Raw genomic sequence first — 15,850 nt, 5'->3', positions numbered from 1 at the left:
ATGCGCAAGATCCGTGGTCGCCAGCAGCTGTTCGATCTGCCTCTTGCTCTCGAAATGTGGAACGCCGCTGTCTTGGTCGGCGCCCGCCACGGAGCTGAACACCAGATGCGGTACCTGTGTGTCGACGGCGGCACCGACCACCGTGCGGCCCTGCGCGACCTCCGCGCCCGGCCCCGCCTCAAAAGGCGTCGTCATCGCAAACACCGCGGCTGCGCCGTGCATCGCTGCAACAAGAGATGCTTGGTCATCTAACGATCCCTCGACCAGCTCTACGCCACGACGCGACAGCCGTTGAGCGGAATCCTCCGCGGCATTGCGCACGAAGGCACGGACCGATACGCCACGCTCAAGCAGCGCAGTAGCAACGGCGCCACCCTGGCCGCCAGTGGCTCCCAACACCAAGATCGGCTGCACCATCGCGCTTCCTTTCTCCTCCGAACCCTCCGGTAATCGGCGTAGGCCCGCTCGTCGCCAGCGCACACCCGCATCGTCGAGTGTCCACCATTGGGTATCGCGGCGACATCGATTGTTGTAGGTCCTCACTGCGAGTGAGTCCAACAACATCCTTCGCGGGCACCGCGCGCGACAGCTCCAAGAGCGCTTCGCTGCCGGCGCGCGGTGGCGCGACACGGGGCTGGTCTTCACAACTCCGCTAGGTGGCTTCATCGAACCACGGAACGCAAATCGACTCTTTCGCAGTCTTTGTCAGAAAGCGAACGTTCGGCAGCTGCGGGTCCACGATCTTCGCCACTCGTGCGCGACACTGCTCTTCACGATGGGGGTGCAGCCTGCGACAGTGCAGCGGATTCTGCGCCACAGTTCGATCACCGTGACCACCGGCACCTACGTTGAGGTCATCGAGGCGGTACAGCGTGATGCGCTGGACTCGATGGGCACGCTGTTCGCACACACAAGCGACGAATCAGGACGACAACTGTCGTCAAAAGTGTCGTCAAACGGCTCTGAGGAACTTACTGAGATTCGAGATTTCCCTGGTGGAGCTAAGGGGACTCGAACCCCTGACCCCCACACTGCCAGTGTGGTGCGCTACCAGCTGCGCCATAGCCCCAAGATGTTGTGCCCATCGAAGCTACACCACCGTCAGGACGCCTTCAAAGCCGCAGCTCAGGCGATCACCTGAGTAACCAGGTCCCGCGCGGTGCGCTGCACTTCGGCCAGATGCTCGGGCCCAAGAAACGACTCCGCGTAGATCTTGTAGACGTCCTCGGTGCCCGACGGCCGGGCGGCAAACCACGCGTTGGCCGTGGTGACCTTGAGCCCGCCAAGCGGCGCACCGTTGCCGGGCGCGGCGGTGAGCTTCGCGGTGATCGGCTCGCCGGCCAACTCCACCGCGGTCACCTGCTCGGGAGACAGCTTGGCCAGCCGGGCCTTCTGCTCTCGGTCGGCGGGCGCGTCGACCCGGGCATAGAACGGCGTGCCGTACTCCTGGGTCAGCTCGTGATACCGCTGCGACGGCGAGACGCCGGTAACGGCCAGGACCTCGGAGGCCAGCAGCGCGAGGATGATGCCGTCCTTGTCGGTGGTCCACACCGAACCGTCGCGGCGCAGAAACGACGCTCCCGCCGACTCCTCGCCGCCGAACCCGATCGTGCCGCCGATGAGGCCGTCGACAAACCACTTAAACCCGACCGGCACCTCGACGAGCTTGCGGCCGATGCCCCCCACCACGCGGTCGATGATCGACGAGCTGACCGCGGTCTTGCCGACGGCGATGCCGGCCGGCCAGGACGGCCGGTGCGTGTAGAGATAGTCGATGGCCACCGCCAGGTAGTGGTTGGGATTCATCAGCCCGGCGTCGGGGGTCACGATGCCGTGACGGTCGGAGTCGGCGTCGTTGCCGGTTGCGATCTGGTAGTGGTCCCGGTTAGCGATCAAGGAAGCCATGGCATCCGGCGAGCTGCAGTCCATCCGGATCTTGCCGTCGTGGTCCAGCGTCATGAACCGCCACGTCGCGTCGACCAACGGATTCACCACGGTCAGATCCAGACCATGCCGCTCGGCGATCGCGGCCCAGTAGTCCACGCTGGCCCCGCCGAGTGGGTCGGCGCCGATCCGCACGCCGGCCTTACGGATCATGTGGACGTCGACGACGTTCGGCAGGTCATCGACGTATCGATCCAAATAGTCGTGGCGCCTTGCGCTCTGCAGCGCCCGCGCGAACGGGACGCGCTTCACCGGTGATAGCCCACTGCGCAGAATCTCGTTGGCGCGCTTGGCGATTGCATTGGTCGCGTCGGTGTCCGCGGGACCACCGTTGGGCGGGTTGTACTTGAAACCGCCGTCGGGGGGCGGGTTGTGCGACGGCGTGACGACGATCCCGTCCGCCAGGCCCGCGGTGCGGCCGCGGTTGTACGTCAGAATCGCGTGGCTGACCGCCGGCGTCGGCGTGTACCGGTCCGCCGAGTCGATAACGGCGACAACGTCATTCGCGGCGAGTACCTCCAGCGCCGACACCCACGCCGGCTCCGAAAGGCCATGCGTGTCACGGCCGATGAATAACGGCCCGGTGGTGTCGTGCGCGGCGCGGTACTCGACGATGGCCTGGGTGATCGCCAGAATGTGCGCCTCGTTGAAGGCTCCATTGAGCGCCGAGCCGCGATGGCCCGAGGTGCCGAACACCACCTGCTGAGCAACGTCGTCGGGATCGGGTCGTATCGAGTAGTACGCCGTCACCAGGTGCGGCAGATCGACGAGGTCTTCGGGCAGTGCCGGCTGACCGGCTCGCGGGTTGGCCATGGTTACCAATTGTGCCCATACGTCGTCGTGCCCCCCTAGGCTGCGTAAGCGCACAGTTGGCACACCGAAGGGAAACAGCCAGTGGCAAAGCCCGACTATCGGGAGTTGGCCGCGATTTTCGCCGGTGGCGCGCTGGGCTCGGCTGCCCGCGCCGCGCTCGCCGTCCTCGCCGCTCCCGACCCGGCGCGTTGGCCGTGGCCGACGTTCAGCGTGAACATCGTCGGCGCCTTTCTCGTCGGGTACTTCACCACCCGACTGCTCGAGCGGTTGCCGCTGTCGAGTTATCGACGACCGTTGCTCGGCACCGGATTATGCGGCGGACTAACGACTTTCTCGACGATGCAAGTCGAGACGCTGAAGATGATCGAACACGGCCATTGGCTCCTGGCCGGGAGTTACACCGTCATCAGCATTGCGCTGGGCTTGCTGGCTGTGCACGTGGCCACGATCTTGGTGCGCCGGGTGCGGGTGCGCGGATGACGGTCCTGGTGTGGACCGCCGTCATGTTCATCGGCGGTGTCGGGTCGGTGTTGCGCTTTCAGGTCGATCGCGCGGTCGCCCGCCGGGCGGCCCGGCCATTTCCATTCGGCACGCTGACGGTCAACATCACTGGCGCCGCGCTGCTCGGGTTTCTCGGTGGCCTGGCCCTGAGCGCGGAGGCCGCCCTGCTGGCCGGCACCGCGTTCGTGGGCGCGTACACAACCTTTTCCACTTGGATGCTGGAAACCCAGCGGTTGGGCGAGGAGCGCCGGATGCTTTCGGCCTTTGCCAATATCGCCGTCAGTGTCGTGCTCGGTTTGGCCGCAGCGCTTTTCGGGCAATGGATCGCTGGACAGATATGAACCCGCAGAGCTTGAAGTTGACGGCTTATTTCGGCGAACGCCAGCGCGCGGTCGGCGCTGCCAGCGGCTTTCTCGCGGACGCGATGCTGGATCTCTTCGGCTCCCGTGGCGTCGCGACCAGCGTGATGCTACGGGGCGTCGCCAGTTTCGGGCCCGAACACGTGCTGCGCAGCGACGCGTCGCTGAGCCTGTCCGAGGATCCGCCGGTGACGATCGCCGCCGTCGACGTCGAGCCGAAGATCCGCGCCCTGGTCGACGATGTCACCGCGATCACCGATCGCGGGCTGGTGACGCTCGAACGGGCGCGGTTGGTCACCCGCGACTCCGGCGCCGAAGCAATCAACGGCCTGGACGCCTGGGATGCGGCCAAACTCACGGTGTACGTGGGTCGCCAAGCGCGGGCGGCCGGCAAGTCGGCGTACTACACCGTCTGCGCGTTACTTCACCGCCTCGGATTCGCCGGCGCCACAGTGCTTCTCGGCGTTGACGGCACAGCACATGGTGAGCGCTATCGAGCCCGCTTCTTCGGCCGCAACGTCAACGTTCCGCTGATGATCATCGCCGTCGCGACGCCCGCCCAGGCTTCAGCGGCGGCAAGCGAACTCGCCACCGTGCTGCCCAATCCCTTGCTGACCATCGAACGGGTGCGGATGTGCAAACGCGAAGGCGAGCTGTTCGCGCGCCCGCAGCAGCTGCCCGCCACCGACAATCAGGGGCGCAACCTGTGGCAGAAGCTGATGGTGCACAGCACCGAAGGAACGCTCTACGACGGGCTGCCAATCCACCGCGCGCTTATTCAACGGTTGCTACGGTCTGAGACAGCGCGAGGCGCAACGGCACTGCGCGGCATCTGGGGATTTAACGGGAACCATAAACCTCACGGAGACAAGCTCTTTCAGCTCACCCGCGGGGTTCCGGTGACCACGATCATCGTCGACACACCGGAGTCCATTGCGCGCAGTTTCGACATCGTCGACGAAGTGACGGCCCGCCACGGACTGGTGACCAGTGAGATGGTTCCGGCTGCCGTGTCGCTCACGGGGGTTGGACGGACCGGTGAAACCCCGCTCGCGGAGTACGACTATTGACGGGACACGTCGTTGAGGATGGCGCTGAGCAGCCCTCGGCCGAGCAGACGCAAAAGCACCCAAAACGGCACGTTTTAGGGTGCTTTTGCGTCTGCTCGCCACCCGCCGGTGAGGCGCTCGACGTCGATGACCTCGCCGCGGTTGATGCTGACCCAGTCCCGCCCATCGAGGTAAGGACGCAAGCTGCGGCCGATGAGTTCGGCGTCGGCCGGCGTCTTGGGCCGCTGCAGTTCGTAGACGTGCGGCAACTCGGCCATGCCACTGACGACGTTCCACAGCGTCAGGGCCTCCGGACCGGTGGGCGGGTCGACCAAAACGGGACCGAACAAGCACTGACCAGCAATGAACAACGTGGGCACACCGTATCCGCCCGCGTCGACGACTCGCTGATGGTCGGCGCGAACGTCGTCGTGGGTGCTCGGATCCTCAAGCGCCGCAGCCAAAATGGCTGCGTCGACACCGATATCGCCCAACAGCTTTCGCGCGATCGCGGGATCGTGGGGCTTGCCGCCCAGCGCGTGCAATTCCCGCCCGACCGCGGCGTACCAGCGATCCAGCAATGTCATGTCCGTCCGACGCAACAACGCGCCTATCCGCATCAGCGACCAGCCGTAGGACCAGTCCCGCTCCCACGGATGCTTCTTCTCCTCGACGCGGTTGACCTCCTCGAGGCTGAAGAATCGCCAATTGATGGTCAGCCCGACCTGCTCGCGGACGTCGCGTATCCACAACGAGGTCTGATAGGCGAACGGACACATCGGGTCGAAGTGAAAGTCCACGGTGTCGGTCATCAGTGCCCCTGCGGCTCAGTAGTGATAGGTGTCCGACGGAGCGGGCATGTGCACCGGCTCGTCCTCGAAGTCGGACACCACGATGCCGTACGAACGGGCCAGTTCCAAGATCTTGGTGGCCCGGGCGATGCGCGGCAGGTCCGACCCGTTGCGGATCTCTCCACCATCGCGTTCGAACTCCGCGAAAAACTCTTTTGCCCAACCGATTTCGTCCTGAGAGGGCGACAGCGCCTCATTGACCACCGAACACTGGTCCGGACTGAGGCATATCTTGCCGGTCATCCCGAACTCGACCGACACGGCCGTGGCCTCGATGAGCTTCAGCGCATTCGAACCGATGGTCGGTCCGTCGATCGCGCTGGGCAAGCCGGCCGCCTTGGCGGCGATCGTGAACCGCGACCGCGCGTAGGCCAGGGTGACCGGGTCTTCGCCCAAACCCGTGTCCCGGCGGAAATCGCCGATGCCGAACGCCAGCCGGAAGGTGCCCTTGGCGGCGGCGATCTCGGTGATGCGCTCCAGACCCCGGGCCGTCTCGACCAGCGCCACGATCGGCACATTCGGCAGCCGTTTGGCCGTCTCGGTGATGTGGTCGACTGATTCGACCATCGCGAGCATCACCCCTCCGACCGGCGTACCGGCCAGCGCGTCCAAGTCGGCCGCCCACCACGGGGTGCCGAACCCGTTGACCCGAACCCAATCGGGGTTGCCGGCGCCCAGCCAGCGCACGACGTGGTCGCGCGCGGCCTCCTTGCCCTTCGGCGCGACGGCATCCTCTATGTCGAGAACGACGATGTCCGCGCGGGAACTCGCCGCAGCCGCAAACCGGTCGCCATGGGCGCCGTTGACCAATAACCAACTCCGGGCGAGAACCGGATCGATGCGTGAGCCGACGTCGGCGGAATCGGCCGGGGCGGCGTTGACCTGTTCGTACACGTCCTTAACCGTAGCGACATCACAAAACGTGTAGTCGACGCAGGTGTGTGCTACCCCGTACGGCTATTCGCTGGGCCCGTTGGTGTTTGCGTCGCTGGCACGCGGAGGCCCAGTGCCGCCGCTGCCGTACGGCCGGGTAAGGATCTCGAGGCGGTGGCCATTCGGATCGTCGAAATACAGCCCGCGCCCGCCATCCCGACGGTTGATATTGCCGTGGTCGCGGTGCCCCGGATCCGACCAGTAGTCGATAGCCCGCTCTTGGATGCGTCCGAAGATGTCGTCGAATTCGGCCTCGGTCACCAGGAATGCGTAGTGCAGACGATCGAAGTCGTCCGTCTCAGAATCGCGAAAATCCAGCGTGGTATCGCGGCTGACCTTCAGGGCCGCGAACGGTCCGAACCTCGTGGCTTCCGGCAGGCCGAGAATCTCACTGAAGTAGCGCGCTGTCGCTTCCTTGTCGCGAGTTGCCACGATGTGATGGTTGAGAACCGGCATGGCTAACCGGTTACCCCGGCCGGGAACTCCGGAATCAGCGGGTGCGCGGGACCAGAAGCAGGCTAGCGAACCGACTCGATCCGGTCGGCAAGCATGGCGGTCCAGTCAGTGACGTATTCCTCGTCGGGCGCGTCCACTTGCGAGGCGTGGAACACGACCCGGATGGCGCGCTTCCCCAGCAGGGCGTTGATGCCGACGACGGCGATCCTTTTCGCGTCCTGGTCCTCGAGTTTTGGCGCACAGCCTTTGATCCAGTCGGCGAGTTCGCTGTAGAGGCCGTCGATCAGGGCGGCATAGGCGTCGTTGAGTCGGGGCGACTGGTCAGCCGGCGTACGAGCCGCGACTTGGAGGAATTCGCTTTCCCGGTCGAGGACGCCCATCAGGTAGCGGCACAGCAGGGTGAGTTCAGTCCTCAGGTCGCCTTGGCCGGCGAACAGAGCACTGATGTCGTGCATGGCACGGCGGCGATCGAGTTGGCGGTCGATGCCGGCCGTGAGCAGTGCGTCCTTGGACTTGAAGTGGTTGTAGAGCGCACCGCAACCGGGGACCAGGCCGGCGGCCTTCTCGATCTGGTTGATGCTTGTCGCCCGATAGCCCTGTGCGCTGAACAGCCGCATGGCTTCGGCGACCAGTCGCTCTTTTGTCGAGATCTCCACCCTTGACCGCCTATAAGTACTCACTTATATTTTGTACAAGGGCACTATACCAAGTGGGCCCCGAGGAGAGGCCGGGATGGCGAACAAAGATCGGCCGGTGGCTCGCGGCCGAATGCGCCGCACGATGCCGGTCGCCGGCTTCACCGCTCGCGCCGCCGGTGGTCGCGTGGTCGCCGGGTTGCGGCAGAAGGCCGGGGATGCGGGCGCGGTCGAGCGCTTTCACGAGCGCACTGCCGAGCGGTACGCAGAGTTGCTCGGTCATTCCAAGGGTGTGTTGATGAAGGCTGGACAGCTGGTCTCCATGGTCGATGCGGAAGCCGTTGGTGCGGGCGAACTTTCGCCCTATCAGAGGGCGCTGACCCGGCTGCAGGCCGACGCGCCGCCGATGGACTCGGTGCTGGCGACACGGGTCTTGGAGGCAGAACTCGGGCGACCCGCAGATGTGGTGTTCGCCGAGTTCGCGGCGGAGCCGATGGCGGCGGCCTCGATCGGGCAGGTGCATCGCGCCGTGCTGTACGACGGCCGTCAAGTGGCCGTGAAGATCCAATACCCCGGTGTGGCCCAAGCGATTCGGGACGACTTGTCCAACACCGAACTACTCGCGACTGTGTTCCGGTTCGCCGCCGGAGCGGCCGGCGCGCTGGGTACGGCGATGCCCGACATCGAACACGCCGCCAATGAGATCGCCGCGCGCATCTCCGAAGAAGTCGACTACCGGCACGAGGCCGCCAATATCCGTGCGTTCGGCACGCTGTACCGAGGCCATCCATTTATCCGCGTTCCCGATGTGGTTGCCCAAGCATCGAGCGGTCGAGTACTGACCATGACCTATCTGGACGGATTGGATTGGGCCGCAGCCCAAGACGCCGACCAGAACCTGAAGAACACGTGGGCCGAGGTGATCGCGCGCTTTGTCACCGGCTCCTACCGGCACGCCAATCTGTTCCACGCCGATCCCCACCCCGGCAACTATCGTTTCAACGAAGACGGCACGGTCGGATTCGTCGACTTTGGCTGTGTGAAGGTTCTGCCCGAATATCAGCGCCGCCGCATCGTCCGCATGGCCCGCGCGGCGGTGCAGGGAAACAGGGACGATCTCCGCGAGTTGATGATCCAAAGCGGCTTTTTCACAAGGGGTTACGCCCTCACCGCCGACGAAGCCTTCGAATGGTGGGCGGGAGTCATGTACGAGCTGATGGGGCCGCAGCCGGCCACATACACCGACGAAGCGTCTCAACGCGCCATCCGGTCGATGATCGATGTGCGCTCGGCCGACCACCCGATGCGCAAAATGTCAGTGCCGGCCGACTTCGTGTTCTTCTCCAGGCTCAATCTGTCGATGAACGCGATCTTTACCGCCCTGCGGGCCACTTTCCATGCCCGGGCCCTGCTCGACGACATGGACGGCGTGGCCGGCCCGATTAGTGAGGTGGGCCGCCAGCACGATGCCTGGGTCCGCGAACGCGGCCTGCCGCGCGGAATGGACCATCATGGCGACAACTGAAGTCACCGGCGCCCGACTGCCGTGGGATGCGGCGGACCCCTACCCGTACTACGAGACGCGGCGTCGCGAGGGCGAAGTCGTCTGGGACGACACCGCCCAAGCGTGGCTGGTCCTGAGCTACGACGCCGCTCGCCAAGTGTTGGGTGAATCCGGATGGACCAGCGACCCGTTGGCCAACATGCTGGCCCGCGCCTCGATGGATGCCATCAGCCGGGAATTCACCACAAGCTCAATGCTTTTCACCGACGGGCCCAATCACCAGCGCCTGCGCGGCGCCGTACGCGACGTCTTTACCCGGTCGTTTGTCAGCGGGCTGGCCGAGGGCGTCGAAGCGATCGCCACAACGCTGATCGATCGTCAGCCCGCAGACAGGGTATTCGACTTCATGTCCGACATCGCCCTTCCACTGCCCGTCGCGGTGATCAGCGCGTGGCTCGATCTGGACGTCGCGAGCTCCCGGCTGCTGCGTGAATTGTCACCGGTGATCATCCGCATGCTCGGCACGCTGGCCGACCCTGACGAGCTGGCCGCGGGCGCGTCCGCCTCGGCCGCACTCACGGCCGAGTTCCTCCCGATGGCCGCCGATCGACGAACCCACCCGGCGGACGACTTGGTCAGCTTCATTGCCGCCGATCCAGCGTTGTCGCTCGAGGACGTCGTCATCTCGGCGATCCTCATCGCCGTCGCCGGGCACGAAACGACGGCCAATCTCCTAGGCGCGGGGCTTGTTACACTGCTGACCCCCGGTCCGGACGGCAGCCGCATCGCCGACCGCATCGACCCGTCCGATCCGGCGCTGTTGGCCGAACTGCTGCGACTCGATGCGCCCGTGCAGTCCACCGCGCGCACCGCCACGGTCGACCATACGCTCGGTGGTGTCGAAATCCGTTCCGGTCAAAGCGTTCTCGTCGCCATCGCGGCCGCCAACCGCGACCCGGCGGTCTTCGACCAACCCGCGGAGTTTCGGCTCGACCGCACTGCACCGGCTCCCCTGTCGTTCGGACACGGAGCGCACTACTGCCTGGGCGCCGCCCTCGCGCAACTCGAGCTCAGTGTGGCGTTGCCGAAAATCCTTAGCCGCCAACCGGTATTGGCGGGTCCAGTGCGCTGGCGCGATACCCCGGCGGTCCGGGGACCGCAGAGTGTGCCCATGATATTTGGCTCGTAAGGCTGATTCGACGAAGGGAGGCCCGCGCGTGCGCGTATTCGTCACCGGCGGCACCGGAGCCATCGGCAGTTACGCGGTCCCCGCACTCGTCGGCGCCGGGCATAGGGTCTCCGCGCTAGCACGAAACGAGGTCAAGGCCCGCGTGCTGCGCGCCCAGGGCGCAACGCCCGTGTCGGTATCACTGTTCGACAGGCGCGCGCTCACCGCTGCCTTCGCCGAACACGACACGGTGGTCAACCTCGCATCGGCGCTGCCCGCGCCGCAGCGATTCATGTTGAAGTCGGCGTGGGCCGAATGTCAGCGTGTGCGCACTCAGGGATCGGCGACCGTCGTCGACGCGGCCTTGGACGCCGGAGTTGCGCGCGTGGTGCAGGAATCGGTGGTGATGATCTATCGCGACGGGGGCGATCGATGGCTCGACGAGGACTGGCCGGTAGACCGCTACCCCATCGCCACCGGTAACCACGCCGCGGAAGCCAACGCCCGTCGATTCGCCGATGCCGGCCGCACGGCGGTGGTGTTGCGATTTGGGATTTTCTACGGTCTCGGCGCCGCCCATAGCGAGCAGATCATGGCAATGGCGCGGCACCGCATCGGATTTCGGGCAGGCCAGCCGCACAGCTTCGTGTCCTCGATCCAACTCGCCGATGCCGCCAGCGCGGTCGTCGCGGCGCTTCAATGCCAGGGCGGCACGTACAACATCGTCGACGACACGCCCGTCACCACACGTGCGAACATGTTGGCGATGGCCCAGGCCGTCGGCGCAAAAACCTGGCTCAGCGGCCCGGGCCGACTCGCGCTGCTACTCGGCGACCGCACCACGTCCATCACCCGGTCACTTCGGGCCAGCAACGCGCGGTTCCGCGCGGAAACCGGCTGGGCACCCCGTTACCCGAGCGTGCGTGAGGGCTACCGCGCGATGTCCGCGACCGCCTCATCGAAGCGTCGCAGCGAGTAGACCGCGACTCCCGCTAATCCGCTGAATCCACCGCGCGCGTGGTCCGGCGCGTCGCGCCCCAGAGTCCGACGCCAACGCCGACGACGGCGCCGCCGACGCCGATGAGTTTTTGCGACCGGGTCATCTCCTCCTGCACGCTCAACCCGCCCAGCAGATCGGCGGCATCGGCGCAGGCCGCAGCCTAGTCCGCCGTACTGTTAACTCTCATGCAGATCCCGTTCGCCGACGCGGTACGCAGCCGCCGCGCCGGCCGCGGGGCGAAGCGCTACCACATCGAAGACATCGACGAGGTTGACGGCGAAGCCGCTGACCTTCTGCCCTCGGCCGACCCGATACTGCTGCTGCAAAAGATGGAGAACCGGCTCGTCCGGAACCACCTGGCCAACCCCGACGTGTTGAGCTCCGAGGACCTACGCAAGCTGCGCTACATCCTGAACTTCGCCAGACTCGTCGAGTTCGAGCCCGGGGCCGCGGGTCCCAACGGCAGCCGCGGGCGCGGCGACGTCGCGGTCGGCGCCGAGGTCGCGCCGTGGCGGTCCCGGGTCACCGATGCTTTGCACGGCCCGCTGCGCGAGGAGCGGGATACGGTCACCGCTCTCACCGCCGCCCGTGATGCGCTGGCCGGCCTGGCCGCCGACCAGGACGACCAGCGCCAGGTGCTGATCGATCGCCACGGCAGCGATTTCTCCGCGGCCGAACTGGACGCCGAAGTCGGCTACAAGAAGCTCGTCACGGTCCTGGGCGGTGGCGGGGGCGCGGGCTTCGTCTATATCGGCGGCGTGCAGCGGCTGCTGGAGGCCGGCCAGGTGCCCGACTACATGATCGGTTCGTCATTCGGGTCGATCATGGGCAGCCTGGTTGCCCGCGCGCTCCCGGTGCCGATCGACGAATATGTCGACTGGGCGAAGACGGTGACCTACCGTGCCATCCTCGGACCCGAGCGGTTGCGCCGCCGGCACGGCCTGGCCGGCCTGTTCGCGTTGCGCTTCGACCAGTTCGCGTCCGCACTGCTCAGCCGTGCGGACGGCGAGCGAATGCGCATGTCGGACTTGGCGATTCCCTTCGACGTCGTGGTTGCCGGGGTGCGCAGGCAGCCGTACGCGGCCCTGCCGTCGCGGTTCCGCCGCCCGGCGGTGTCCGCGCTGCAGTTGCGGTCGCTTCCGTTCCACCCCATCGGCGTCGGTCCGCAGGTTGCCGCCCGCATGTGGCAGGTCGCCGCGTTCATCGACTTGCGGGTGGTCAAACCGATCGTGATCAGCGGTGACGACCCGGCCGTCGACTTCGACGTCGTTGACGCGGCGTCGTTCTCGTCGGCCATTCCCGGTGTGCTGCACCATGAAACGAGCGATCCGCGCATGCTCCCGCTGTTGGACGCCCTGTGCGCCGACAAGGACATCGCGGCGCTTGTCGATGGCGGCGCGGCAAGCAACGTCCCCGTCGAGCTGGCCTGGAAACGGGTGCGCGACGGCAGACTCGGCACTCGCAACGCGTGCTATCTGGCCTTCGACTGCTTCCATCCGCAATGGGACCCGCGGCACCTGTGGTTGGTTCCGATCACCCAGGCGATCCAGTGGCAGATGGTTCAGAACGCACCGTACGCCGATCACCTGGTTCGATTCGAGCCGACGCTGTCACCGCTCAACCTCGCGCCCTCCGTCGCCGCCATCGACCGTGCGTGCACGTGGGGGCGCACGAGCGTCGACAAGGCGATTGCGGTGACAACGGCGCTGCTGCATGCGACGTGGTGGGAGGGCGACGGTCCCCCCGTCCGGGCTGCCGAGCCCACGGCGCGCGAGAAGTCGGTGGCCTCGCCGATGAGCGCGGTGATGGCGGCGATGCAGATGCCGACGGGCCGCTTCACGCGGTGGCGAAACGGTCGCCTGACATAAAGCCCCGGCGGTAGCTACGATGGCCCTCATGGCCGATCCGGACACGACGTCCGATGGCAGCGAGACCGTTGCTGCGCCCGGTGCCGCGGGGTGGTCACAGGAAGACGGTGAAGTCGAGTACGACACCGGCAGCGAACCGGAGGCTGACCGCGAGTCGTGGTCTGCGACCTGGGGCCGGGCCGGTGCGCTGCTGATGGTCGGTCTGGGGGTGGCGGGTCTGATCGTGGTGGCGCACTGGGCGTTGGCCAAGCCGACCAAGCCGCAGTCACCGACCGCTGCGACGACATCCGCGGCTTCGAGCGCTGCACCGGCGGGATCGGCCGCCGCGCCGACCTCGATCGCCTCCACGCCCGATCAGGACAACAAGTACATCCAAGCCCTCAACGATCGCGGCATCTCTTTTTCCAATAACAACGACGCCGTTTACAACGGCAAGTTGGTTTGCCAGGACGTCGATCAAGGAATGACCGTGCCTCAGATAGTCAGCGCGTTTCGGGCAAGCAACCCGGCACTCGGCGCCAACGCGACCGCCTATGTGGCCGTCTCTGTTCGCGCGTACTGTCCGCAACACAACGACCTGGTTGCCGGGTTCTGACGGCCGTAGCGCTTCACCCGGTCGAGCAGGCATCCGCGATCTGTAACGAGGCCGGCCACAACGCCGCCGCCAACCCGAAGGCGGCGAGGTCTGCACCCACGGGCATCACCTTTTCCACCCGTGTCTGGATCTGCTGAACCTGGGCGGGGTGCAGGGACGACCAGACGAAGCCAACACCCAAGTAGGGAATCGACAGCCAGAGCGCCAGCTCGACAAGGGCGCCGATGCTGATCTGATGGTTCAGCGCGCCTCGCAGCAGGGCCATCGCACGCGCGACCCTGCCCGGAGAACTCCGCTTAATTTCCGGGCCGACTTCGGCATCCGCGGACGCCCCATGTGGTTCGGACATGCCACTGCGACGGTCTCACATCCTGGTCGCGAACCACAGCGGATTCCCGACAAGGGTTAACCTGACGACGATGCTCACGAAGCTTCGTTCGGTTCTCAACTATCAGTTGACCATCGCTGAATTGATGGGCATCGCGGTGATATTCGGCACGCCCTATTTGATCGTCGGACTCATCTGGTCGAGCACCCACACCGAGCACCTGCAGCGGATGCGGGGCGCCGACCTGGTCGTGTCGTTCCTGGGCTCGATCGTGTCCTGGCCCGTCTTGCTGTTCTCCAACGTCTGCATGACGTGAGGACGCGTGGTGCCGTTCATCGCGTGGTCCGCGGCAGGCGCCTCAGCAGGTGCATGACGACAACGAGCACGGCGCCGACAACCAACCCCGCCACCGCGGACAACGCGGTATTGACCGTCCAGGCCAGCACGGCGCCGACGGCCTCGACGGTGTGGCGGGCCTGGTCCTCAAGGTGATGAACCACGCGGTGGGGGGCATGCCAGCCGAGATGATCGCTGCCCACCAGCAGGATGTGGCCGCCCACCCACAACATCGCCACCGTGCCGACCGCCGCGAGCGTCGAGAGCAGCTTGGGCATCGCGGCGACCAATCCCCGGCCCACGACCTGCCCCATTCGCGACCCTGTCTGCGTCAACCGCAGTCCCGCGTCGTCCATCTTGACGACGATGGCGACGGCGCCATACACCAAGACGGTGAGGACCACGGCAACGACGACGAGGATGGTCAGTCGCTGCACAAACGCCTGATCGGCCACCTCGTTGAGCGCGATCACCATGATCTCGGCGGACAGGATGAGGTCCGTCCGGACCGCACCGGTCACGATCTCCTGCTCGTCGACGGGCCCGTCCTCGGCGCGATGACCGCGGATCGTGTCCCACACTTTTTCCGCGCCCTCGTAACACAGGTAGGCGGCCCCGATCATCAGCGTCGGCGTTACCAGCCCCGGCGCGAACTGACTGAGCAGCATTGCGACGGGCAGGATCAACAGGAGTTTGTTGCGCAACGATCCGATCGCAATGCGTTTGATGATCGGCAACTCGCGCTCGGCGGCGATCCCGTGGACGTAGCGCGGCGTCACCGCGGTGTCGTCGATGACGACCCCGGCGGCCTTGGCGGTCGCCCGGCCCGTGGCGGCGGCCAGCCGTGCCAGCATCGCGACGTCGTCCAAGAGTCCGAACAGACCCGCACTCATTGAGGGTGGTTGGCCAGATAATCCGCGACGGGGATGCGTTGGCTTTCCGCGTAACCGATGGGCAGCAGCACGTCACCAGATGTCGTGTAGTAGTAGACATCCCAGCGATAGAAGCCCGCGAAAGCGCCCGGATCGTTCGCGATCACCGCGGCGTAGTCGTCGATCGCCGAGACGTAATGGCCCGAGTGGTTGTACTGGAAGATTGCTTGGTCGTGGTTGTCGGCGAAGCCGTTGGCGGCCAGGAACCGACCCGCGGCCATGATGCTGTCGTGCGGCGAGAGGATGTCGGTCCCAGCGCCGTATCTGGCGAAAGTCGAGGGCAGGAACTGCATGGGACCCTGCGCTCCGGCGGTGCTGACGCCGGAGATGCGGCCGAAGGTGGTCTCGACAAAGTTGATCGCAGCCAGGTAGTTCCAGCCGACACCGCTGGCCGCCTCAGCCTCGTGGTAGTAACCGAGCAACCCGTCGGCCGCGGGCGGTGGGTCGATGCGCCACGCGGGCAGTGTGTCTTTCACCTCGGCCAGCGCGACGAGGTTGCGGCGGGCGTCGACATTGCGGTCGTAGGCGTCGAGCAGCGACGGCGGGATGCCCGGTCGCACAATCGAGTCCCACTCGGG

General features: G+C 66.0%; 18 protein-coding genes, 1 tRNA gene and 1 pseudogene. 10 read left to right on the top strand and 10 right to left on the bottom strand.

Annotated features, from left to right (window positions below):
- A partial coding sequence (locus JO236_RS22430; protein ID WP_293335844.1) for an NmrA family NAD(P)-binding protein occupies window positions 1–417 on the bottom strand: 417 nt, incomplete at its 3' end.
- A 145-nt stretch (window positions 418–562) separates the two neighbouring features.
- Here JO236_RS22430 and JO236_RS22565 point away from each other — a divergent pair.
- Window positions 563–844, top strand: a pseudogene (locus JO236_RS22565) (tyrosine-type recombinase/integrase); the annotation flags it as partial.
- A 149-nt stretch (window positions 845–993) separates the two neighbouring features.
- On the opposite strand, the gene JO236_RS22425 reads toward JO236_RS22565, so the two are convergent.
- A tRNA-Ala gene (locus tag JO236_RS22425) sits at window positions 994–1,069 on the bottom strand.
- Window positions 1,070–1,125: 56 nt separating this feature from the next.
- The gene (gene pgm / locus JO236_RS22420; RefSeq protein WP_293335841.1) at window positions 1,126–2,757 is read right to left on the bottom strand and encodes a phosphoglucomutase (alpha-D-glucose-1,6-bisphosphate-dependent); all 1,632 of its coding nucleotides are present in this window, start codon (window positions 2,755–2,757) and stop codon (window positions 1,126–1,128) included.
- Window positions 2,758–2,838: 81 nt separating this feature from the next.
- Here pgm and crcB (JO236_RS22415) point away from each other — a divergent pair, with 81 nt between their 5' ends.
- The 3 genes from crcB (JO236_RS22415) to JO236_RS22405 are packed head-to-tail and all read left to right on the top strand — an operon-like array spanning window position 2,839 to window position 4,687.
- A complete protein-coding gene (crcB, locus tag JO236_RS22415; RefSeq protein ID WP_293335838.1) occupies window positions 2,839–3,237 on the top strand; it encodes a fluoride efflux transporter CrcB in 399 nt (132 codons plus the stop codon).
- Entirely contained in the window at window positions 3,234–3,599 is a 366-nt protein-coding gene (gene crcB / locus JO236_RS22410; RefSeq protein ID WP_293335835.1) for a fluoride efflux transporter CrcB, read from the top strand. The genes crcB (JO236_RS22415) and crcB (JO236_RS22410) overlap by 4 nt, the downstream gene beginning before the upstream one ends.
- Window positions 3,596–4,687, top strand: a complete 1,092-nt coding sequence (locus JO236_RS22405) for a DUF190 domain-containing protein (protein ID WP_293335832.1) — start codon at window positions 3,596–3,598, stop codon at window positions 4,685–4,687. Before crcB (JO236_RS22410) ends, JO236_RS22405 begins: the two co-directional genes overlap by 4 nt.
- Before the next feature lie 74 nt (window positions 4,688–4,761).
- Here JO236_RS22405 and JO236_RS22400 read toward each other — a convergent pair whose 3' ends face one another.
- The 4 genes from JO236_RS22400 to JO236_RS22385 form a co-directional block, all read right to left on the bottom strand.
- Window positions 4,762–5,478: a DsbA family protein gene (locus JO236_RS22400; protein WP_293335829.1), complete on the bottom strand. Its 717-nt coding sequence runs from the start codon at window positions 5,476–5,478 to the stop codon at window positions 4,762–4,764.
- A 15-nt stretch (window positions 5,479–5,493) separates the two neighbouring features.
- Window positions 5,494–6,411, bottom strand: a complete 918-nt coding sequence (locus JO236_RS22395; protein WP_293335826.1) for an HpcH/HpaI aldolase/citrate lyase family protein — start codon at window positions 6,409–6,411, stop codon at window positions 5,494–5,496.
- A gap of 63 nt (window positions 6,412–6,474) precedes the next feature.
- Window positions 6,475–6,906: a VOC family protein gene (locus JO236_RS22390; protein ID WP_293335823.1), complete on the bottom strand. Its 432-nt coding sequence runs from the start codon at window positions 6,904–6,906 to the stop codon at window positions 6,475–6,477.
- A 62-nt stretch (window positions 6,907–6,968) separates the two neighbouring features.
- Entirely contained in the window at window positions 6,969–7,523 is a 555-nt protein-coding gene (locus tag JO236_RS22385) for a TetR/AcrR family transcriptional regulator (RefSeq protein WP_293335847.1), read from the bottom strand.
- Window positions 7,524–7,638: 115 nt separating this feature from the next.
- Between JO236_RS22385 and JO236_RS22380 the strand changes: the two genes are divergently transcribed.
- The 5 genes from JO236_RS22380 to JO236_RS22360 all read left to right on the top strand — a co-directional run bounded on the left by JO236_RS22380 (window position 7,639) and on the right by JO236_RS22360 (window position 13,676).
- The gene (locus JO236_RS22380; RefSeq protein ID WP_293335820.1) at window positions 7,639–9,066 is read left to right on the top strand and encodes an ABC1 kinase family protein; all 1,428 of its coding nucleotides are present in this window, start codon (window positions 7,639–7,641) and stop codon (window positions 9,064–9,066) included.
- The gene (locus JO236_RS22375; protein WP_293335817.1) at window positions 9,053–10,234 is read left to right on the top strand and encodes a cytochrome P450; all 1,182 of its coding nucleotides are present in this window, start codon (window positions 9,053–9,055) and stop codon (window positions 10,232–10,234) included. Before JO236_RS22380 ends, JO236_RS22375 begins: the two co-directional genes overlap by 14 nt.
- A gap of 28 nt (window positions 10,235–10,262) precedes the next feature.
- Window positions 10,263–11,192: an NAD-dependent epimerase/dehydratase family protein gene (locus JO236_RS22370; RefSeq protein ID WP_293335814.1), complete on the top strand. Its 930-nt coding sequence runs from the start codon at window positions 10,263–10,265 to the stop codon at window positions 11,190–11,192.
- Window positions 11,193–11,398: 206 nt separating this feature from the next.
- Complete coding sequence (locus tag JO236_RS22365) at window positions 11,399–13,081, top strand: patatin-like phospholipase family protein (RefSeq protein ID WP_293335811.1); 1,683 nt, start codon at window positions 11,399–11,401, stop codon at window positions 13,079–13,081.
- 28 nt (window positions 13,082–13,109) lie between these two features.
- Window positions 13,110–13,676 (top strand): DUF732 domain-containing protein, encoded by a 567-nt coding sequence (locus JO236_RS22360; protein WP_293335808.1) that lies wholly within the window; start codon window positions 13,110–13,112, stop codon window positions 13,674–13,676.
- Window positions 13,677–13,689: 13 nt separating this feature from the next.
- On the opposite strand, the gene JO236_RS22355 is transcribed toward JO236_RS22360, so the two are convergent.
- Window positions 13,690–13,941 (bottom strand): hypothetical protein, encoded by a 252-nt coding sequence (locus tag JO236_RS22355; protein ID WP_293335805.1) that lies wholly within the window; start codon window positions 13,939–13,941, stop codon window positions 13,690–13,692.
- Window positions 13,942–14,095: 154 nt separating this feature from the next.
- Between JO236_RS22355 and JO236_RS22350 the strand changes: the two genes are divergently transcribed.
- Window positions 14,096–14,320, top strand: a complete 225-nt coding sequence (locus tag JO236_RS22350) for a hypothetical protein (RefSeq protein ID WP_293335802.1) — start codon at window positions 14,096–14,098, stop codon at window positions 14,318–14,320.
- Window positions 14,321–14,336: 16 nt separating this feature from the next.
- On the opposite strand, the gene JO236_RS22345 is transcribed toward JO236_RS22350, so the two are convergent.
- Both JO236_RS22345 and JO236_RS22340 read right to left on the bottom strand, forming a co-directional pair.
- Window positions 14,337–15,233, bottom strand: coding sequence for a DUF808 domain-containing protein (locus tag JO236_RS22345; RefSeq protein WP_293335799.1), 897 nt, complete (start codon window positions 15,231–15,233; stop codon window positions 14,337–14,339).
- The coding region (locus JO236_RS22340) for a lytic transglycosylase domain-containing protein (RefSeq protein WP_293335796.1) at window positions 15,230–15,850 on the bottom strand (621 nt) is incomplete at its 5' end. The genes JO236_RS22345 and JO236_RS22340, both read right to left, overlap by 4 nt.

This window comes from Mycobacterium sp. (genome assembly GCF_019247635.1).
Lineage (GTDB): Bacteria > Actinomycetota > Actinomycetes > Mycobacteriales > Mycobacteriaceae > Mycobacterium.
This window is presented reverse-complemented; position numbering and strand designations above follow the sequence as displayed.